At 60.2% G+C, this 20,521-nt stretch carries 19 protein-coding genes; 8 read left to right on the forward strand and 11 right to left on the reverse strand.

Annotated elements, in window-relative coordinates; translation table 11 throughout:
* Window positions 1-72: 72 nt before the first annotated feature.
* Together IM273_RS01750 and ascF are read right to left on the reverse strand one after the other, a co-directional pair.
* Window positions 73-1,497 (reverse strand): 6-phospho-beta-glucosidase, encoded by a 1,425-nt coding sequence (locus IM273_RS01750; RefSeq protein ID WP_045261255.1) that lies wholly within the window; start codon window positions 1,495-1,497, stop codon window positions 73-75.
* Between the two features lie 18 nt (window positions 1,498-1,515).
* Window positions 1,516-2,967, reverse strand: a complete 1,452-nt coding sequence (gene ascF, locus IM273_RS01755) for a PTS cellobiose/arbutin/salicin transporter subunit IIBC (RefSeq protein ID WP_045261256.1) — start codon at window positions 2,965-2,967, stop codon at window positions 1,516-1,518.
* Window positions 2,968-3,180: 213 nt separating this feature from the next.
* Here ascF and IM273_RS01760 point away from each other — a divergent pair, with 213 nt between their 5' ends.
* The 4 genes from IM273_RS01760 to IM273_RS01775 all read left to right on the forward strand — a co-directional run bounded on the left by IM273_RS01760 (window position 3,181) and on the right by IM273_RS01775 (window position 8,120).
* On the forward strand, window positions 3,181-4,194 hold the full coding sequence (locus IM273_RS01760) for a LacI family DNA-binding transcriptional regulator (protein ID WP_032644912.1): 1,014 nt from the start codon (window positions 3,181-3,183) through the stop codon (window positions 4,192-4,194).
* A 133-nt stretch (window positions 4,195-4,327) separates the two neighbouring features.
* Window positions 4,328-4,873, forward strand: coding sequence for an electron transport protein HydN (gene hydN / locus IM273_RS01765; protein ID WP_008499565.1), 546 nt, complete (start codon window positions 4,328-4,330; stop codon window positions 4,871-4,873).
* 6 nt (window positions 4,874-4,879) lie between these two features.
* Window positions 4,880-7,096, forward strand: a complete 2,217-nt coding sequence (gene hypF / locus IM273_RS01770) for a carbamoyltransferase HypF (RefSeq protein ID WP_193050550.1) — start codon at window positions 4,880-4,882, stop codon at window positions 7,094-7,096.
* Between the two features lies 1 nt (window position 7,097).
* Window positions 7,098-8,120: a HoxN/HupN/NixA family nickel/cobalt transporter gene (locus IM273_RS01775; RefSeq protein WP_063155075.1), complete on the forward strand. Its 1,023-nt coding sequence runs from the start codon at window positions 7,098-7,100 to the stop codon at window positions 8,118-8,120.
* A gap of 90 nt (window positions 8,121-8,210) precedes the next feature.
* Here the strand turns inward: IM273_RS01775 and norW are convergent, their stop codons facing one another.
* A complete protein-coding gene (gene norW, locus IM273_RS01780; RefSeq protein ID WP_193050548.1) occupies window positions 8,211-9,344 on the reverse strand; it encodes an NADH:flavorubredoxin reductase NorW in 1,134 nt (377 codons plus the stop codon).
* Complete coding sequence (gene norV / locus IM273_RS01785) at window positions 9,341-10,783, reverse strand: anaerobic nitric oxide reductase flavorubredoxin (RefSeq protein WP_193050546.1); 1,443 nt, start codon at window positions 10,781-10,783, stop codon at window positions 9,341-9,343. Before norV ends, norW begins: the two co-directional genes overlap by 4 nt.
* Before the next feature lie 187 nt (window positions 10,784-10,970).
* Here norV and norR point away from each other — a divergent pair, with 187 nt between their 5' ends.
* A complete protein-coding gene (gene norR / locus IM273_RS01790; RefSeq protein WP_045261262.1) occupies window positions 10,971-12,485 on the forward strand; it encodes a nitric oxide reductase transcriptional regulator NorR in 1,515 nt (504 codons plus the stop codon).
* On the opposite strand, the gene gutQ is transcribed toward norR, so the two are convergent.
* The 7 genes from gutQ to srlA all read right to left on the reverse strand — a co-directional run bounded on the left by gutQ (window position 12,482) and on the right by srlA (window position 17,392).
* Window positions 12,482-13,447, reverse strand: a complete 966-nt coding sequence (gene gutQ, locus IM273_RS01795) for an arabinose-5-phosphate isomerase GutQ (RefSeq protein ID WP_041908497.1) — start codon at window positions 13,445-13,447, stop codon at window positions 12,482-12,484. The genes norR and gutQ overlap by 4 nt on opposite strands.
* Window positions 13,440-14,213, reverse strand: coding sequence for a DNA-binding transcriptional repressor (locus IM273_RS01800; protein ID WP_010434430.1), 774 nt, complete (start codon window positions 14,211-14,213; stop codon window positions 13,440-13,442). Before IM273_RS01800 ends, gutQ begins: the two co-directional genes overlap by 8 nt.
* A 63-nt stretch (window positions 14,214-14,276) precedes the next feature.
* A complete protein-coding gene (gutM, locus tag IM273_RS01805) occupies window positions 14,277-14,636 on the reverse strand; it encodes a transcriptional regulator GutM (RefSeq protein ID WP_028014197.1) in 360 nt (119 codons plus the stop codon).
* A 67-nt stretch (window positions 14,637-14,703) separates the two neighbouring features.
* Window positions 14,704-15,483: a sorbitol-6-phosphate dehydrogenase gene (gene srlD, locus IM273_RS01810; RefSeq protein WP_023294411.1), complete on the reverse strand. Its 780-nt coding sequence runs from the start codon at window positions 15,481-15,483 to the stop codon at window positions 14,704-14,706.
* A 14-nt stretch (window positions 15,484-15,497) separates the two neighbouring features.
* On the reverse strand, window positions 15,498-15,860 hold the full coding sequence (gene srlB / locus IM273_RS01815) for a PTS glucitol/sorbitol transporter subunit IIA (protein WP_041908503.1): 363 nt from the start codon (window positions 15,858-15,860) through the stop codon (window positions 15,498-15,500).
* A gap of 12 nt (window positions 15,861-15,872) precedes the next feature.
* Window positions 15,873-16,832, reverse strand: coding sequence for a PTS glucitol/sorbitol transporter subunit IIB (locus IM273_RS01820; protein ID WP_045261264.1), 960 nt, complete (start codon window positions 16,830-16,832; stop codon window positions 15,873-15,875).
* Entirely contained in the window at window positions 16,829-17,392 is a 564-nt protein-coding gene (gene srlA / locus IM273_RS01825) for a PTS glucitol/sorbitol transporter subunit IIC (RefSeq protein ID WP_003862164.1), read from the reverse strand. Before srlA ends, IM273_RS01820 begins: the two co-directional genes overlap by 4 nt.
* 253 nt (window positions 17,393-17,645) lie before the next feature.
* Here srlA and mltB point away from each other — a divergent pair, with 253 nt between their 5' ends.
* The 3 genes from mltB to IM273_RS01840 all read left to right on the forward strand — a co-directional run bounded on the left by mltB (window position 17,646) and on the right by IM273_RS01840 (window position 20,514).
* Window positions 17,646-18,746 (forward strand): lytic murein transglycosylase B, encoded by a 1,101-nt coding sequence (mltB, locus tag IM273_RS01830; protein WP_168733281.1) that lies wholly within the window; start codon window positions 17,646-17,648, stop codon window positions 18,744-18,746.
* A gap of 257 nt (window positions 18,747-19,003) precedes the next feature.
* The gene (locus tag IM273_RS01835; protein WP_028014193.1) at window positions 19,004-19,657 is read left to right on the forward strand and encodes a metal ABC transporter ATP-binding protein; all 654 of its coding nucleotides are present in this window, start codon (window positions 19,004-19,006) and stop codon (window positions 19,655-19,657) included.
* Entirely contained in the window at window positions 19,654-20,514 is an 861-nt protein-coding gene (locus tag IM273_RS01840; RefSeq protein ID WP_108780345.1) for a metal ABC transporter permease, read from the forward strand. The genes IM273_RS01835 and IM273_RS01840 overlap by 4 nt, the downstream gene beginning before the upstream one ends.
* Window positions 20,515-20,521 lie beyond the last annotated feature (7 nt).

Here is a 20,521-nt window from a genome sequence, read left to right on the forward strand (position 1 = left end):
CGGGTGGCGGCTACGCCTTACCCGGCCTACAAAACCGTAGGCCCGGTAAGCTTAGCGCCACCGGGCAACTGGCTACGCCAGATCCGCCCCGTTACTCGCAATCACCTTCTTATACCACCAGAACGACTTCTTGCGCTTGCGGTCCAGCGTGCCGTTGCCGGCGTCGTCGCGGTCAACGTACACAAACCCGTAGCGCTTGCTCATCTCGCCCGTTGAGGCCGACACCAGGTCGATGCAGCCCCAGGTGGTGTAGCCCATCAGCGGCACGCCGTCCTCAATCGCATCGCCCATCGCGCGGATATGCTCGCGCAGATAGCTGATGCGGTAGTCGTCGTTGATCTCGCCGTTTTCATCAATGACGTCCTTCGCGCCGAGGCCGTTTTCCACCAGGAACAGCGGCTTCTGGTAGCGGTCGTACATCATGTTCATGGTGATACGCAGGCCGAGCGGATCGATGCCCCAGCCCCACTCGCTTACCTGAATATGCGGGTTACGCAGGGACTTCACGATGTTTGCCGCGCTGGTGTTGCCCGCGTTCATGTCCGCCGACGCGCAGCGCGAGGCGTAATAGCTGAACGAGACAAAATCGACGGTGTTTTTCAGCAGTTCGTCGTCGCCGGGATCTTTCACAATCACAACGCCTTTTTCGCGGAACACGCGGGCAGAGTAGGCCGGATAGCTGCCGCGCGCCTGCACGTCGATAAAGAACAGGTTCTCGCGGTCTTTCTCCAGCGCCATCCACACGTCTTCCGGCTTGCAGGAGTACGGGTAGAAGTTACCGCCCGCCAGCATGCAGCCGACCTGGTTTTCCGGGTTCACCTCGTGAGCGATTTTGGTCGCCAGCGCGCTCGCCACCAGCTCGTGGTGCGCGGCCTGGTATTTCACCTGATCCTCGTTTTCACCTTCCTCAAACACCAGCCCCGCGCCGGAGAACGGGCTGTGCAGCATGATGTTGATTTCGTTGAAGGTCAGCCAGTATTTCACCAGCCCGTTAAATTCCTCGAAGCAGGTGCGGGCGTAGCGGGCGAAGAAATCGACCATCTTACGGTTGCGCCAGGAGCCGTACTCCGTCACCAGGTGCATCGGCACGTCGAAGTGGCAAAGCGTTACCAGCGGCTCAATGTTGTACTTTTTGCACTCCTCGAACACCGCGCGGTAGAAGGCGATGCCCTCTTTATTCGGCAGCGGCTCGTCGCCGTTCGGATAGAGGCGGCTCCAGGCGATCGAGGTGCGGAACACCGTAAAGCCCATCTCCGCCATCAGGGCGATGTCCTCTTTATAGCGATGGTAAAAATCAATCGCTTCATGGCTCGGGTAAAACTCATCGTCACGCAGCGAAAAACGCTTTTCCTTACCCAGCTTCACCGCCAGGCGGTTCGCGCCGTGGGGGATCATATCGACCGTCGTCAGTCCTTTGCCGCCTTCACGGTAAGCACCTTCACTCTGGTTGGCGGCAAGCGCGCCGCCCCATAAAAATCCTTGTGGAAAAACAGACATTCTTACCTCGCTTTCAATTTATGCTTTTGCTGCGTTGTTCTGTACCGGTGCGGTCTGCAGGGCGCGCGCTTTTTCAGCCTCGTCTTCGACCGGGATATCCTCAAACCCTAACAGCAGGGTCAGAACAAATGACAGCACCACGGCCAGCCCCATTACGCCAAACACCCAGACGATGGTCATCGGGTTGGCCGGGTCGAAGAACTGCACGCTGGTAAACAGCCCCGGCGCCGCCATCGAGTGGCTGGCAAGGCCTGCCATACCCGCCACCGCGCCGCAGATAAAGCCGCTGATCAGGCTCGCAATCAGCGGACGCTTCAGGCGTACCGCTACGCCGTACAGGGCCGGTTCAGAGATCCCCGCCATGATGGCGGAGGCCGCCGCGGCCAGCGCCGTCTGGCGCAGTTCCGGGTTTTTCGTTTTCCATGCCACCGCCAGCGACGAGCCGCCGAGCGACAGGTTGGCACCGATTTCTGACGGCATCACCATTCCTTCTTTGCCCGTTTCGGCAATGGTCTGAATGATTGTCGGCGTAAACACGCGGTGCATCCCGGTCATCACCAGCAGCGGCCACAGTGCGCCCATGATGGCGACGGAGAGCCAGCCCAGGTAGCCGTGAATGGTGTAAACCAGCGCGGAGATGGCGCTACCGATCCAGATCCCCAGCGGGCCAATCAGCACGATGGCGAGCGGGGCGGCAATCAGCACGATCAGCATCGGCTTGAGGAAGTTTTTGGTCACCGCCGGGGTGATGCGATCCACCCAGCGTTCGATATACGACAGGCACCAGGTCATCACCAGCGCCGGGATCACCGTATAGGTGTATTTCACCGCCGTCACCGGAATAAAGGCGAACTCAACGTGCTCGCCCTGCGCGGCTTTCGCCATCAGCTCGATAAAGCTCGGGTGCACCAGCACGCCCGCGATGGCAATCGCCAGCGACATGTTGGTTTTAAACTTCACCGCCGCCGAGGCCGCCACCATCAGCGGCAGGAAGAAGAACGCCCCGTCGCCAATGACCGTCAAAATGGTGAGCGTCGGCGCGCCTTTTTCCAGCACGCCAGTCATTTCGAGGATCATCGCCAGCAGCTTGACCATCGAACCGCCGATGATCGCCGGGATCAGCGGCGACATGGTGCCGATCAGCGCGTCGAGGATCCCGGCGCCAATGCGGCGTAACGTCAGCTTCTGCGGGCCTTCCGGTACCACGGGCTGCAGGTCAACGGGCAGCAGGCTCACTACTTCGCGGTACGCCTGTGAAACCGTGTTGCCAATAATCACCTGGCACTGGTTGTCGTTACGCACCACGCCAAGCACGCCGCTGATGCTTTTCAGGCGCGCAACGTCGGTAAGATTTTCGTCTTTCAGAACGAAACGCAGGCGCGTCATGCAGTGGGTGACGGCGACGATGTTCTCTTTGCCGCCCAGCGCGCTGATAACGTCGTTTGCCAGCGCAGCGTAGTTTTTGGCCATCGGATCTGTTCCTGTTATCGTTGTGTGAAATGTAGGAAACCGGTTCCACATAATCATCATGAGTTTCTTTTGTCGAAACAAGACCGCTTTTTGGACATTTTTTCTTTTCGTGATGAAGATCGCAGTGGGGTGTAGAAAGCGTGACGTCGTCGCTGCGACAATTTTTTCGCGGTGCAGTACACTGCCCGCATGAGTTTCGGATGGAAGAACAATATGACCACGATGCTGGAAGTGGCGAAGCGGGCAGGCGTATCGAAAGCGACGGTCTCCCGGGTGTTGTCGGGCAACGGCTACGTTAGCCAGGAGACCAAAGACCGGGTTTTTCAGGCCATTGAAGAGAGCGGCTATCGCCCGAACTTGCTGGCGCGAAACCTGGCGACCAAACGCACCCAGACGCTTGGGCTGGTAGTGACCAACACCCTGTATCACGGCGTCTACTTTAGCGAGCTGCTGTTTAACGCCGCGCGGATGACGGAAGAAAAAGGGCGGCAGCTGATCCTCGCCGACGGCAAGCACAGCGCCGAAGAAGAGCGCGAGGCGATCCAGTATTTACTGGATATGCGCTGCGATGCGGTAATTATCTACCCGCGTTTTCTGAGCGTGGAAGAGCTGGACGAGCTCGTCGAGAAATGCGAGCAGCCGATTATGGTGCTTAACCGCCGCCTGCGGAAAAACAGCAGCCACAGCGTCTGGTCCGATCATAAAGCCTCGTGTCAGGACGCGGTGTCGCAGCTGATTGCGAAAGGGCACCGGGAGATTGCCTTTATCACCGGTTCGCTGGATTCCCCCACCGGGGTTGAGCGTCTTTCCGGTTACAGGGATGCGCTGGCGCAGCACGGTATTGCAGCGCGTGACGCGCTTATCGCCGAAGGGAAGTGGAACCCGGCCAGCGGCGCGGCGGCGGTCACTCAACTCCTCTCCCGCGGCGAACCGTTTACCGCGCTGGTGGCGAGCAACGACGATATGGCGATCGGCGCCATCAAGCAGCTGCACGACAGCGGGGTCGCCACGCCGGACGCGGTGTCCGTCATCGGCTTTGACGACGTGGCGATTGCGCCCTACATCGTGCCGTCGCTCTCCAGCGTGCGTATTCCGGTGACGGCGATGATCCAGGAGATCGTCAGTCGCCTGATTTTCATGCTCGACGGCGGAGAGTTCAAATATCAGCAAACCTTTTCTGGCGAGCTTGTCCTGCGCGACTCCGTTACCGATGGCCCGCACCGCTGACGTCGACATCTGTCATCGTCACTAATGACGATGACAGAAACGCTGCGTTTTTATTATTCTTAAAAATCAGTACGTTAAATATTGGCACGGTTTATGAATAGCTTCGCGCATAACAGTTATGCCGGAGAAGCAGATGAACCGTTTTATTATGGCCGATGCCAGCAAGTGCATTGGTTGCCGTACCTGTGAAGTGGCGTGCGTGGTTTCCCACCAGGCGGAGCAGGATTGCGCCTCTCTCACTCCCGATACCTTCCTGCCGCGCATTCACGTCATTAAAGGTGTGAATATTTCCACCGCCGCCATCTGTCGCCAGTGCGAAGATGCGCCGTGCGCGAACGTCTGCCCGAACGGGGCGATTAAGCGCGAGAAGGGCTTTGTGCACGTGATGCAGGAGCGCTGCATCGGCTGCAAAACCTGCGTGGTGGCGTGTCCGTATGGCGCGATGGAGGTGGTTGTCCGCCCGGTGGTGCGCAACAGCGGCATGGGGCTGAGCGTGCGGGCAGAGAAAGCCGAAGCCAATAAATGCGATCTTTGCTATCACCGCGAAGCCGGCCCGGCCTGTATGGAGGCCTGCCCGACGCACGCGCTGGTCTGCGTGGATCGTGACAAGCTTGAGCAGATGAGCGCAGAAAAACGCCGTCGCGCGGCGTTCGACACCTCGTCATCGCTGCTGTTTTAAGCTGCGATGAGCGTTAACGGCGTACTGCTTCGGGTGCGCGGCAAAGTGCAGGGCGTGGGGTTTCGGCCCTTCGTCTGGCAGCTGGCGCACCGGCTGAAGCTTGTGGGCGATGTCTGCAACGACGGAGAGGGTGTCCTGGTGCGTCTCGCGGGTAATGGGGGGGACTTTACCGCGAGGCTGCATCAGGACTGCCCACCGCTGGCGCGCATCGATCGCGTTGAAACGCAGCCGTTCACCTGGGCGGACATGCCTGAGGACTTTACCATCCGCCACAGCGATCGCGGGGCGATGGATACGCAAATCGTACCGGATGCCGCCACCTGCCCGGCGTGTCTGGCTGAAATACGCGATCCCCGCGAGCGCCGCTATCGTTACCCGTTTATCAACTGCACCCACTGCGGGCCGCGGTTTACCATTATCCGCGCCATGCCGTACGACCGTCCGGCCACGTCGATGGCCGCATTCCCGCTCTGCCCGCCGTGCGAAACCGAGTACCGCAACCCGGCCGACCGCCGCTTCCACGCCCAGCCGGTGGCCTGCCCGGACTGCGGGCCGCAGCTGGAATGGCGAGCCGGAGACACTATTGCCACTCGCGAATCGGCCTTAAACGCGGCGGTGAAGAGGCTGAAAAACGGCGGGATCGTGGCGGTTAAAGGGCTGGGGGGATTTCATCTGGTCTGCGACGCGCTTAACCCGCAGGCAGTGGCGACGCTACGGGCACGCAAGCAGCGCCCGACGAAGCCGCTGGCGGTGATGCTACCGGATGCGGACGATCTGCCGGAGACGATACAGACGCTGTTACGCTCGCCCGCGGCACCGATCGTGCTGACGCCGAAAGCTTCGCTTCCCGCGTTTCCCGAGGAAATTGCCCCAGGGCTCGACTGCGTAGGCGTGATGCTGCCCGCGAACCCGCTCCAGCATCTTTTGCTGATGGACTGCCGGCGCCCGCTGGTGATGACCTCCGGCAACCTCAGTGGCAGGCCGCCTGCCGTCACCAACGCGCAGGCGCTGGAGGATCTCAGCGGCATCGCGGACGGCTTCCTGCTGCACAACCGCGACATCCTGCAGCGCATGGATGATTCGGTGATGGATCGGGATGGCGCTATCCTGCGTCGCGCCCGGGGTTTTGTGCCCGATGCCGTCACGTTGCCCGCGGGTTTTGAGAATATCCCCGCCATGCTGTGCACCGGTGCAGAGATGAAAAACACCTTCTGCCTGGTGCGCGGCAACCAGGCGGTGCTGAGCCAGCACTTTGGCGATCTGAGCGACGAGGGCGTAGAGGCGCAGTGGCGCAGCGCGCTCTCGACGATGCAGGGCATCTACGCTTTCCAGCCTGATAAGCTGGTGTGCGATGCCCATCCGGGGTATCGCGCGCGCCGGTGGGCGCAGGAGCAGGCGCTGCCCGTCGAAACCGTGCTGCATCATCACGCTCACGCGGCGGCGTGCCTGGCGGAGAACGGCTGGCCGCTCGACGGCGGAGACGCTATCGCTCTGACGCTGGACGGGATCGGCATGGGCGAGAACGGCGCGCTGTGGGGCGGAGAGTGCCTGCGGGTGAACTATCTCGACTGCGAACGGCTCGGCGGCCTGCCTGCCGTGGCGCTGCCGGGCGGCGATCTGGCGGCAAAGCAGCCGTGGCGTAATCTGCTCGCCCACTGCCTGGCGTTTGTCCCGGACTGGCAACGCTACCCGGAAACGCGAGCGGTTCAGCGCCACAGCTGGCCGCTGCTGGCAACGGCGATCCAGCGTGGTATCAACGCGCCGCAGGCGTCGTCCTGCGGTCGTTTGTTTGACGCGGTCGCCTGCGCGCTGGGCATCGACGCGCAGCGCTATGAAGGCGAGGCAGCGTGCAGGCTGGAGGCGCTGGCATCGCAGTGCGCGGGCGTTGACCATCCGGTGATTCTGGACGCGAATAACCTTGCGCTGTTCTGGCAGCAGTGGCTGAACTGGCAGGCGGAGCCCTGCGAGCGCGCGTGGGCGTTTCACGACGCGCTGGCAAAAGGGCTGGCTCAGCTCGCCGCGCGCAATGCCCGACGCTTATCGATTTCGACAATCTGCTTCAGCGGCGGCGTGTTGCACAACCGCCTGCTGCGCGCACGCCTGCGTCATCATCTCTCTGACTTTACGCTTCTTTTTCCTTCGCGCCTGCCCGCAGGTGACGGAGCGATCTCCTTCGGGCAGGCGGTGGTTGCCGCTGCCCGGTCATGTTCAAAAAGGATTTAAAATGTTACGACTGTTACGCAACGAACCTCGCGCCGCGCTTCTGCTGCTGGCTCTGGTAATGGCAAACCTGCTGGCCTGGGGATGGGCATGGCACTCTTTTAGCGGCAGCACGGCGCTGATGGCCGCCAGCCTGCTGGCGTGGTGCTACGGGCTGCGCCATGCGGTGGATGCCGACCACATCGCGGCCATTGATACCGTGACGCGTAAGATGATGCAGCAGGGCAAACGCCCGTGCGGGGTGGGGGCGTGGTTCTCGCTGGGGCACTCCACCATCGTGGTGCTGGCCTCCATTGCCATCGCCGCCACCGCCACGGCGTTTCAGAAAAACATGGAATGGTTCCACGAAACCGGCAGCCTGATTGGCACTGCGGTATCCGCCACTTTCCTGCTGGCGATGGCGCTGGTGAATATGGTGATCCTGCGCGGCGTCTGGCGCAGTTTCCAGGCGCTGAAAAAGGGCCAGACGGTGCAGGGGGACGTCACGCTGCCTACCCAGGGGGGCGTTATGAACTGGCTGTTCGGTAAAACCTTCCGCCTCGTCAATAAAAGCTGGCAGATGTATCTGGTGGGTTTCCTGTTTGGCCTCGGCTTCGACACGGCCACCGAAATTGGCGTGCTGGGGATCTCCGCCGCCAGCGCCTCCAGCGGGATGTCCGTGTGGTCAATCATGATCTTCCCGGCGCTCTTCGCCAGCGGCATGGCGCTGGTGGATACGCTCGATAACCTGCTGATGGTCGGTGCCTACGGCTGGGCGTTTGATAAACCGCAGCGCAAGCTCTACTACAACATGACCATCACCGGCACCTCCGTGGTGGTTGCGCTGTTTATCGGCGGGCTGGAAGCGCTGGGCCTGCTGATGGATAAATTTGCCCTCAGCGGCGGCATCTGGGATCTGATCGGCGCGGTAAATGACAACCTGGGCAACGCCGGGTTTGTGGTTGTCGGGCTGTTCGTTGCCTGCTGGCTCATCTCCATGGCCAACTATCGCTGGCGCGGCTACGACGCGCTGGTGGTGCGCTCCTGAACTCCCCACCCTGTTTTACCCGGCGGCGCTACGCTTGCACGGGTCTGCATGTAGGCCGGGTAAGCGGAGCGCTACCCGGCAATACGAGGGTTAAGCTGGTAGCGATTTCAGCAGGGCGAAGGCCTCCTTCATCCGGTCTTCGCTGACGACAAAGGCGCGTATCTGACCGTCAGCATCGGTGCCGCGCGCCACCATGCCCTGCGGCGAAAGGGCAATCTGCCAGTCCAGATCCTGACGCTGCGTTTCACCTGCAAGATGCAGCGGCAATTCCGGCGTTTTGACCTTTACCAGCATGGCGGGTAATTTCAGCGGCGCGCTGCCGCCGAGCAGGTTTTTTGCCAGATACATGGCGCTTAACTGAATCGGCTGCAGGAAGGGCAGCACCTGGCCGTTAATTTCCGCGCAGTCGCCCAGGGCATAAATATCCGGCCGCGTGGTTTGCAGGTAGCTATTTACCTTCACGCCGCGGTTTATTTCAGCCCCTGCGCGATGCGCCAGCGCAGTTTCCGGGCGCAGGCCCGTCGCGGCAACCACCGCATCCACTTCTACGCTGCGGCTGCGGTCGAGCGTGGCACGGATACCGCCTTCGGTTTTGCTCAGGCTTTGTAGCTGCGATTTCAACATCAGATGCACGCCCATATCGGTCAGACGATGCTGTAAGCGGCTGCTCACTTCCGCGGGCATCAGCGCCGACAGAATGCAGGCCGCGTGGTCAACCAGGGTGACGGATTTACCCGCCCGACAGAAGTCCATCGCCAGCTCGGTGCCGATCAGCCCGCCGCCGACAATCATCACCCGTTGCGCATCGCGTAACAGGGTTTCGCTGCCCTGATACTCCTGCTGGCTGTTGAGGGTAATCATCAGCTCGCGGCCTTCAACCGGCGGCACAAACGCAGATGCCCCGGTCGCCAGCACCAGCCTGTCGTACTGCCAGGTTTTCTCTTTCGCTTTTACCACGTGGGCGTCGGCATCGATATCGGTGACCCAGGTGTACGGAAACAGACGCAGGTTGAACTGCTCCGCAAACTCCCCCGCCGTCTGGCGGGTGAGGTCATCGGCGCGCTGATTCTGGCTAATGACGTGGCTTAAATCAGGCTTGTTGTACTCGTCCATGCTGTCGGCGGCGATCAGCGTCAACGGCACGTTTGCATCCTGTTTGCGGATATTTTTCACCAGCTGGCGGGCAGCAAAGCCCGAGCCGATGATAACGATGCCGTTGCTCATTTTGCCTCCGTTGCCAGTTCATCAAACACGTCTTTACCGAGGGAGCATTCCGGGCAGAGGAAGTTGTCCGGCACCTCGCTCCACGGCGTGCCCGGGGCAACATCCTGCAGCGGTTCGCCCAGCTCAGGATCGTAGATCCACTGGCAGACGCTGCACTGCATGCGCGGACCGAGATCGGCGCTGGCTGCCGTAGAACAGGTTTGTGGCTGTTCCGCAGGTTTTGCGGTGACTTCAGGAAGCGGGGCGAGCGCCCACTGACGGGCGATGTCGCGGCCATGCTGGCGGCAGATTTCCAGCGCGTCGATATTCGGACGCCATTTCGCCTTCAGGCTAATGGACATCTCAAAACCCGCATCCTGTAAACGGGTGGAAAGACGGTCTACCGCGCCGCCGCTCCAGCCGTGAGAGCCAAAGGCGCTGGCGCGTTTGTTACGAAAGCGCAGGCCGGTCATCTCTTCCACCAGGCCGGCAATCTTCGGCATCATCACGTTATTCATGGTGGAGGTACCCACCAGCACGCCTTTGGAGCGGAAGACGTTGGTCAATACCTCGTTCTTATCGCTGCGCGCCACGTTGAAGATTTTCACCGCCACGTTCGGGTCAACTTCATTGATACCCTGGGCAATCGCGTCCGCCATCATGCGGGTGTTGTTGGACATGGTGTCGTAGAAGATGGTGATGCGATCTTCCTGGTAATCCGCGGCCCACTTCAGGTACAGCTCGACGATCTGGGTGGGGTTTTCACGCCACACCACGCCGTGGGAGGTGGCAATCATCTCCACCGGCAGGTTGAAGCCGAGGATCTCGGTAATTTTAGGCGTCACCAGACGGCTGAACGGGGTCAGGATATTGGCGTAGTAGCGCTGACACTGTTCGAACAGCTCGGTCTGATCCACTTCGTCATTGAACAGGCGTTCGTCGCAGTAGTGCTGGCCGAAGGCGTCGTTGCTGAACAGCACCGCGTCGCCGGTCATGTAGGTCATCATGCTGTCCGGCCAGTGCAGCATCGGGGTTTCGACGAAGATCAGCTGCTTGCCGTTGCCGATATCCAGCGTGTCGCCGGTTTTTACGGTGTGGAAGTTCCACTCCGGATGGTGGTGGTGGCCGTTAATTGAATCAATGGCGTTGGTGGTGCAGTAGATTGGGGTATCCGGAATGTGGGACATCAGCTCGGTCAGCGCCCCGGCGTGGTCCTCTTCCGCATGGTTGATGATGATGTAGTCGATGTCATTCAGGTCGATTTCACCGCGCAGGTTCTGCACGAACTCACGGCTGAATTTGTGATCGACGGTATCGATCAGGACGTTTTTACCTTCGCGGATGAGATAGCTGTTGTAGCTGCTGCCGCGCAGCGTTTTGTATTCCGTCCCGTGGAAATCGCGCACTTCCCAGTCACGTTGACCCACCCAATGAATGTTATTTTTAACCAGAATAGACATAGCAACCTCAACTTAATACAGCGTTTTCAAATAAGATGGTTTGCTCATATCAAGTTGCGTGCCAACTTTTTAAGTTATTTATATTCAATAAGTTGTGATTTAATGCCCCATAATGAGTAGTCATTATGACTATCCTAAAAAGAGTCAATATGACATTATGCATTGTCAAAATGACAGTGAGGCAGACATGAGCTTTTCCGTAGACGTCCTGGCGAAGATCGCCATTGAGCTGCAAACCGGTATCGGCCATCAGGACCGCTTTCAGCGCCTGATCTCCACGCTGCGCCACGTGCTGGATTGCGATGCGTCGGCGCTGCTGCGTTACGAAGGGCGGCAGTTTATTCCGCTGGCTATCGACGGCCTGGCGAAGGACGTACTCGGGCGGCGCTTTACGCTGGAGGGCCACCCGCGTCTGGAAACCATCGCCCGCGCGGGCGACGTGGTGCGTTTCCCGGCAGATAGCGATCTGCCCGATCCGTACGACGGCCTGATTCCGGGGCAGGAGAGCCTGAAGGTGCACGCCTGTATTGGTCTGCCGCTTTTCGCCGGGCAGAATCTGATTGGCGCATTAACCCTCGACGGGATGTCGCCGGATCAGTTCGACACCTTCAGCGACGAAGAGCTACGGCTGATTGCCGCGCTGGCCGCCGGGGCGCTGAATAATGCGCTGCTGATAGAGCAGCTGGAGAGCCAGAATATTCTTCCCGGCAGCCCGGCGGCGTTTGAGCAGGTGGCGCATACGGAGATGATCGGCCTTTCGCCCGGCATGGCGCAGCTCAAAAAAGAGATTGAGATTGTTGCCGCGTCCGATCTGAACGTGCTGATCTTCGGAGAGACCGGTACCGGTAAGGAGCTGGTGGCGAAGTCCATCCATGAAGCTTCGCCGCGCGCGGTCAACCCGCTGGTGTACCTCAACTGCGCCGCGCTGCCGGAAAGCGTGGCGGAGAGCGAACTTTTCGGTCACGTCAAAGGGGCGTTTACCGGGGCCATCAGCAACCGCAGCGGCAAGTTTGAAATGGCCGATAACGGCACGCTGTTTCTTGATGAGATTGGCGAGCTTTCCCTTTCACTTCAGGCCAAGCTGCTGCGCGTATTGCAGTACGGCGACATCCAGCGCGTGGGGGATGACCGCAGCCTGCGGGTGGATGTGCGGGTCCTTGCTGCGACCAACCGGGATCTGCGCGAAGCGGTGCTGGCCGGGCAGTTCCGCGCCGACCTGTTCCATCGCCTGAGCGTGTTCCCGCTGTCCGTGCCGCCGCTGCGCGAGCGCGGAGACGACGTGGTGCTGCTGGCGGGTTATTTCTGCGAACAGTGCCGTCTCAAAATGGGGCTGTCCCGCGTGGTGCTTAGCCCAGGGGCGAGAGCGCATCTGCTCAGCTACGGCTGGCCGGGCAACGTGCGCGAGCTGGAGCATGCGATTCACCGCGCGGTGGTGCTGGCGAGGGCGACGCGCTCGGGGGATGAAGTGGTGATTCATGCGCGCCATTTTGCGCTGCATGAGGAAAATGCTCCGACCGTGAAGCCTGCTGTGCCTGAGATCGCAATCGAAAACCTGCGCGAAGCGACGGAAGAGTTTCAGCGTCAGATGATTACCCGCGCGCTGGAGCAGAATAACCGCAGCTGGGCGGCGTGCGCGCGGGCGCTGGAGATGGACGTCGCCAACCTGCACCGGCTGGCGAAGCGTCTTGGGCTGAAGGGTTAAATAATCCCGGCCTGGTAGAAGTCCTGCAGGTTGATAGCGCCGCACAGCCTGCCGTGCTCGTCCACCACCGGTGCGGCAGTGATTTTGCGCTTCATCAGCACCTCTTTGGCTTCAATGGCGCGGCTGTCGGCGTTGAGCGTCAGCCCGCCTTTGGTCATGGCGTCAGACACGTTTGTTTCCAGCCTGCCGCCGCCCACCAGCCAGCGGCGCAGGTCGCCGTCGGTGAACACGCCCTTCACGTTTCCGCCGTCATCGCATACCGCCACCAGCCCCAGACCGGTGCGGCTCAGCTCCAGCATCGCGTCCATCACGCTGGTATCGAGTTTGACCTGCGGAATGGCATCGTCAGTGCGCATCAGATGGTGAACCTTGTTGAGCAGTCGCGCGCCGAGCGCACCTGCCGGATGCGAACGGGCAAAATCTTCCTCATTGAATCCGCGCGCCTGCATTACCGCCATCGCCAGCGCGTCGCCCATCATCAGGGTGTTAACGGTGCTGGAGGTCGGGGCGAGGTGCATCGGGCAGGCTTCACGCTCAACGGAAATATCCAGCGTCGCTTTGGCGGCCAGCGCCAGCGGCGAGCGGGGTTTCCCGGTCATCGCCAGCAGGGCGACAGATTTTTCCTGCAGGCGCGGAATAATCAGATCCAGCTCTTTGGCCGAACCGGAGTAGGAGATAAACAGCATCACGTCGCGGCTTTCGATCATCCCGAGATCGCCATGCAGCGCCTCTGCCGGATGCACGAAGAACGCCGGGGTACCGGTGCTGGCGAGCGTCGCGGCAATCTTCTTGCCGATATGGCCAGATTTACCGATGCCCGCCACAATCACTTTGCCTTCGCAGTGGATAATGGTGTTGGCGGCGCGGACAAAATCCTCGCCCAGACGTTCCGGCAGGCGGCTGGCTTCCTGCAGCTCCAGCATCAGCGTCTGGCGGCCCGTTTCTAACAGAAAATCACTCATCTCTTTCTCCGGTTACGATCACGTCGATCCCTTTCTCTTCCAGCGCTTTTTTGAACGCCGGATCGATACCCGCGTCGGTAATCAGCTTATCAACGCTTTCGAGGCTACAGACAATATTGGGGCTTTTGCGGCCAAACTTCGACGAGTCGGCCATTAAAATCACTTCCCGCGCGGCGTTACACATGGCTTTGCTGACGCTGAACACCTCGTTAAACGTCGTGACGCCTGCGTTCAGGTCGATGCCGTCGGTGCCCATAAACAGTTTATCGAAGCTGAAGTGGTCGAAAGCGTTCTCCGCCAGCTGGCCGTGAAAGGACGCCGATTTTTTGCGGAAGGTGCCGCCGGGCATCAGGATGGTCTGCTCGCTGTCGAACTCGGACAGCGCGTTGACGATGTGCAGGCTGTTGGTCATCACCGTGATGTTGTTAAAGCGGCTGAGCAGGGGGATCATCTGCAGGACGGTACTGCCTGCGTCGAGGATGATGGAATCGCCGTCCTGGATAAATTTGACGGCGGCTTCGGCAATCAGCGCTTTCTGGTGGGTATTGATCAGCGTTTTGTGATCGATTGGCGGGTCCGCTTCGTCCTTGTTGAGCACCACGCCACCGTAGGTGCGAATAACGGCGCCAGAGTTTTCGAGCAATACCAGGTCCTTGCGTATTGTCGTGCCGGTGGTGTCAAAGTAGTGGGCCAGATCCTCTACCGAACATTTTCCCTGCTTTTGCAGATGCTCGAGAATGGCCGCCTGCCGCTGACGTGGTTTCATAGGCGCTTCGTTCCTTAGGTTGCGAAATGATAATTTCGCAAGTCTATAACTTTCACAACGAAATTATCCATGTTTCAGATTGAGCGCTAATGATAGTGCATTCTGACAGAGTGGATCATGGGGAAAGATCACATCAGGCTGCAATTCCTGTAACAAGAGGCCGTTGATTGCCTGGATTTTGGCCGGACGGGCAAATACCGTCATGCCACGCATGAGGAGGGAATCGCACACCCGGTCGTGCTCGTCCAGCGCTACGGCGACGACCACGCGCGGTTTAAAGCGTCCGCCGGAACGCCCGACGCCGACGCGGCCCTTCTGACACAGCGCATCAAACGCGCGGTTAAACTGGTGGATCTGCCAGCCGCCAAACGCCATCTGGCACAGCCAGGCGAGGGCGGCGACGGTGATGAGTGCGGTTACCATATCGACTCCTTGTTTTGTTCCCTCTCCCGGTGGGAGAGGGTTAGGGTGAGGGCATCAGGCCGCTCGATCAGAACATCACCTGCCCACCGGTCACGTTAATCGACTGCCCGGTGCAGTACGACGCTTTCGGACTGGCGTAAAACAGCAGCATGTTCAGCACGTCCTGATAGTCACACCCGCGCTTCAGCGGCACTTTATCGATGTAGTACTGCTCCACTTCCTCAGCCTTGATGCCGAGCTTGGTGGCGTACTGCGGCAGCAGGGACTGGAACATCGGCGATTTCAGCAGGTTGCCCAGCATCAGCGAGTGCACGGTAATCCCGTATTCGGCCAGATCCAACGCCAGGGACTGCGTCAGCCCCACGCCGCCAAACTTCGCCGCGCTGTACCCGGAGTTGTGCTTGCTGCCCACTTTCCCGGATTTTGAGTTGATCTGAATGATGCGCCCCTGAATGCCGTCGCGGATCATCAGGCGGGAAAACTCGCGGGCGCAAAGGAAATAGCCCACCAGATTCACCTGCAGCGAACGGTCAAAATCCCCCAGTTCGAAATCGCTGATAAACGCCGCTTTCGCAATCCCCGCGCTGTAGACCAGCAGGTCGGTGCGCCCAAAAATCTCGTCCACGCCGCGGGCCAGCGCCATCACGCTCTGCTCGCTGGTGGCGTCGGCGCCAAACCCGTACGCCATCCCTTCACCAAACTCGGTGTTAATGGTGTCCGCCACGCGGGCGGCTTTTTCACTCTGAATGTCCACTACCGCCACGCGGTAACCTTCTGCGGCAAGCCCACGGCAGAGGAACTCGCCTAAGGTTTGTCCCCCACCAATGACAACGGCAACCTGACTCATGTGACTCTCCTTAATTACGCAACAAATTTTAACGTGCAGCCTGGGGTGACAGACTGCGGAACCGGGCCATCCACGTGAACCGTACCGGGGTATTCCGCCTGCGGCTGGCCGTCGAAGCGCAGGGTGATGTGGCCGAGCTCGCGCAGGTTTTGCTCCGCCACGTCGCCGACGGCGGTGACGGCATAGCGCGCCTCGCCCAGCTCCAGCTGGCTTCCGGCCTTCAGCTCGCCGTTCAGTTCGCCGTGGCAGTGGATAAAGCAAAACTCTTCGATATCCGCCGGAGCGCCTTCGCGGAAGGTGATCAGCATCTGGTCGCTCAGCGCGTCCGCTGCGCTCTGGCCGATGCGGGTAATGGTGGTCTGGTAAATGACGTTCATTGCAGGAACCTCTTATTGATAGATAAAGCCGGAGACAAACCAGGCAATCAGCACCGTCGGCGCGCCCGTCAGGAAGCGGCTCACCAGCACGGACGGCACGCCCACGCGCACGGTGTCCTGGCGCGCTTCGGCCAGCGACAGCCCCACGGGGATGAAGTCGCACGCCGCCTGGGCGTTAATGGCAAACAGGGCGGGCAGGGCGAGGTGCGGGGGAATGTTTCCCAGTCCAATCTGCACGCCAATCAGCACGCCGATGACCTGAGCAATCACAGCGCCCGGGCCGAGGAACGGCGACAGCAGCGGGAAGGAGCAGATCAGCGCCAGCGTCACCAGCCCGAGCGGGTGGCTGGCGAGCGGGGCGAGGCCGTGGGCAATCCAGTCGCCCAGACCGGACGCCATGATGATGCCGATCAGCGCCGAGACGAACGCCATAAACGGCAGAATCGTTTTCAGCACCGTATCGATAGTGTCGCGCCCGGACTGGAACAGCACCGCCACGGCGGAGCCCATCCCCATCCCGACCTTCGCCAGCAGGCCGTCGCTTTGCTCGGTGATCTTCTTGCTGGTGTCGTACTCGCGCGGGGCTGCTTTTTGCGGCGCGGCAGTGCCATTCACCAGAGTGATGTTGTCCTCCTTCACGCCCGAGACATAAATGTCCTCGAGGATGTACTGCGCCAGCGGGCCGGATTTCCCGGTGGAGTGAATATTCACCGTCGGAATGCGGCGCTTCGGATAGATGCCGCAGCGCAGCGTGCCGCCGCAGTCAATCACCGCCACGCCGATGTCCGCTTCCGGCGGCTCGCCCTCTTTAAAGCCGTCAACCGCTTCCCAGCCGGTCAGCTCGCGCAGCTTGTCGACAATCGCCGGGCGCGTGCCCGCGGTGATGTAGACGATCTTTTTGCCTTCGGTGGCGTCGAACTCCAGCGGGCCGCCCCAGCCGCCCGTGCCTTTCTCAATGCGGATCCGGTTCATGCTGTCGCTCCTGAAAGATGGACCTTCTGTTCAAGCTGGATGCCCATTTTTTTCTCGAAAATAGCGGTGGTGAGGTCAGTCACCCAGCCGCGGAAGAAGTTGGTCACCAGGCCAACCAGCAGGTAGCTCACCGCCAGCGGGCCGAGCGGCAGGCCAAGCGTGGTCAGGCCGCTGGCGATCCCGAGGTAGACAAACAGCTCTCCGGGGTTGATGTGCGGGAACAGGCCGTTCATCGAGTGGCAGCTGTAGGAGGCGGCGGCGTAGTAGCTCGGCTTGTACTTTTCCGGCATAAAGCGGCCGAGGCTTAAGGTCATCGGGTTACAGAAAACAAAGGTGCCGATGAATGGCAATATCAGGTAGCGGGACAGCGGGTTACCGGCGCAGCGCTGGGCAAAGCGTTCGATGCGCTGCTGGCCGATAAAGTTGATCAGCGCGTTCATGATCACCAGCAGGCTGATCAGCAGGGGCAGGATCCCGGTCACCATGCCGGTGAACACTTCTCCGCCTTTCTGAAACAGCCCGATGAACCACTCGGCGCCGTGGGTAATGGTCTCTATCATTCTTCTCTCCTGTGGGGCTTTTTTGTTTTTGTATAACTGCGGCTAATAATAATCACTTTGAAAGGTTTTAAAGTGTTAGTTAGATCTCACAATGAAAGAAAAATGTATTATTTTGAAAGTTAATTGATGGGGTGAATGATTTTCGGTGGAAAAAAGCGCGGATTTGCGTTGTGGAGGCGCGTACCGCTTCCTTGAGGTGTTGCGGATGCTTTACCATACTGGGTTCTTATCGAACCCGTTAAATGGATGTCTCATGTTCAAGCGTCGTTATGCAGCGCTGTTGCCTGCGCTTATCCTGCTGTCTGCCTGTAGCAGCAAACCTAAGACCGAAGCCGTTCAGCAAACGGCGGGCGCGCCTTCCGGGGGATTCCTGCTGGAGCCGCAGCACAATATGATGCAGATGGGAGGCGACTTCGCGAATAACCCGGCGGCCGAGCAGTTCATCGATAAAATGGTGAGCAAACACGGTTTCGACCGCCAGCAGCTGCATGAAATTTTGTCTCAGGCGAAGCGTCTGGACTACGTTCTGCGCCTGATGGACAGGCAGGCACCGTCCGCCCAGGTGCCGAGCGGGCCGAACGGCGCATGGCTGCGCTACCGCAAACAGTTTATTACCCCGGACAACGTGCAAAACGGCGTGGCGTTCTGGAACCAGTATGAAGATGCGCTCAACCGCGCGTGGCAGGTGTACGGCGTGCCGCCGGAAATCATCGTCGGGATTATCGGCGTAGAGACCCGCTGGGGGCGCGTGATGGGCAAAACCCGCATCCTCGACGCACTGGCGACACTCTCCTTTAACTACCCGCGCCGCGCGGAGTATTTCTCTTCCGAGCTGGAAACCTTCCTGCTGATGGCGCGCAACGAGCAGGACGATCCGCTCGATCTGAAAGGGTCATTTGCCGGCGCGATGGGCTACGGCCAGTTTATGCCGTCCTCCTATAAGCAGTATGCTGTCGACTTTAACGGGGATGGTCACATTAACCTGTGGGATCCGGTGGATGCCATCGGCAGCGTGGCGAACTACTTTAAAGCACACGGCTGGACGCCGGGCGGCCAGGTTGCCGTGCAGGCGAACGGTGAAGCGTTTGGTCTGGAAAACGGCTTTAAAACCAAATACAGCGTTGCGCAGCTGACGGCGGCAGGCTTAACGCCAACCCAGCCGCTGGGCAACGTTGACCAGGTGAGCCTGCTGCGTCTGGACGTGGGAACCGGCTACCAGTACTGGTACGGCATGCCGAACTTCTACACCATCACCCGCTACAACCATAGCACCCACTATGCGATGGCGGTGTGGCAACTGGGGCTGGCGGTATCGCAGGCTCGCGTCCCGGCGGCGTCGCCGTTTAGTCAGTAACTCGCCTTATTCCGCCCTCTCCCTGTGGGAGAGGGCACCCGCGCGCACCTCTTTCCCGCAGAAACATTTCGCCACACTCCCATTTCATTCCCGCCGTTTACATCTTCATCGCCTTTCATTATTGTTATGTTATAACATTATTTTTGAGTTGAAATATCCATGTCCCTGTTTTCTCTCTCATCCCCGGTTCGGCTGCTGCTGGCGATGGTGCTCATTCTTTTTCTCGGGCTGGCCGTGCGCTGGGCGGTGGCGCTGCCATGATCGTGATGAACGCACTGGTTGCGGGCTACGACCGCCAGCCCGTCACGCGTCCGCTTTCGGGCGTGATTGAGCGCGGCAGCATGACCGCCATTATCGGCGCCAACGGCTGCGGCAAATCCACGCTGCTGAAAACCCTCGCCGGATTTATTCCGCCCGTCAGCGGCAGATTTCACTGGCAGGGTAGACGACCGGTAATCGGATGGTTGGCGCAGCGTCACGCGCTGGAAGCGCAGTTTCCGCTGACCGTGCAGGACGTGGTGAGCATGGGCTGCTGGCCCGGAATTTCGCTTTTCGCCGGTTTTCGTCGCGAAGCGCGTCTGCGCATTAGTGGTGCGCTTGAGCGCGTGGGGCTGGAGTCGATGGCGCTCTCCACCATTGATGAACTCTCCGGCGGCCAGTTTCAGCGCATGCTTTTTGCCCGCGTGTTAGTACAGCAGGCGCCGCTGGTGATGCTCGACGAGCCCTTCACCGGCGTTGATGAAGCGACCTGCAACGTGCTGATGGACCTGATGCTGGAGATGTATATGCAGGGGCAAACGCTGCTCGCGGTACTGCACGACAGCGAGCGCGTGGCGCGCCACTTCCCGCAGACGCTGCGGCTGGATGCTGACGCCCCCCAGTGGAAAACCGAACGGGTGAGGGTGGCATGATCTGGCACACATTCTTCCAGCCGTTTATCGAATTCGGCTTTATGCGCCGCGCGCTGGTGGTTTGCCTGGCGCTCTCCGTCAGCACCACCGCGCTCGGCGTGTTTCTTCAGCTGCGCCGGATGAGCCTGATGGGCGATGCGCTTTCTCACGCCATTTTGCCCGGCGTCGCCGTGGGGTATTTGCTCAGCGGGATGTCGCTGTTGGCTATGACCGTCGGCGGGTTTATCGCCGGGATTGCCGTTGCGCTGGTGGCCGGGCTGGTCAGCCGCCGCACGCCGCTGAAAGAGGATGCCAGCTTTGCCGGTTTTTACCTGGGGTCACTGGCGCTGGGCGTCACGCTGGTATCTCTTCGCGGCTCGAATGTCGATCTGCTGCATCTGCTGTTTGGCTCAATCCTCGCGGTGGACAACGACGCCGCGCTGTTTGTGACCGGCGTGTGCATCTTCACCCTTATCATGCTGGCCCTTTTTTACCGCGGGCTGGTGACGGAGGCGTTTGACACCGCCTGGCTGGAGGTGAATGCCCGCTGGCTACCAGGCTTATTGCACGGTCTGTTTCTGGCGCTGCTGGTCCTGAACCTGGTGGCCGGTTTTCAGGTGCTCGGCACGCTGATGGCCGTCGGGCTGATGATGCTCCCGGCGGTGGCGGCGCGCTGTTGGGTCCGCACCTTACCCGGATTACTCCTGATGGCTGGTATCAGCGGTATTTTCTGCGCGTGGCTGGGGCTAAGCCTCTCCTGGGCGGCAAGTTTACCCGCGGGGCCATCTATTGTGCTGACCGCCAGCGCGCTGTTCTTTATTTCCGTTTTATTTGGCACGCGCAGCAGGCTGGCTGGCAGCCTGCGGGCGCTTTATTAACGCAAGG

This window comes from Enterobacter cloacae complex sp. P13B (assembly GCF_014895915.1).
Lineage (GTDB): Bacteria > Pseudomonadota > Gammaproteobacteria > Enterobacterales > Enterobacteriaceae > Enterobacter > Enterobacter bugandensis.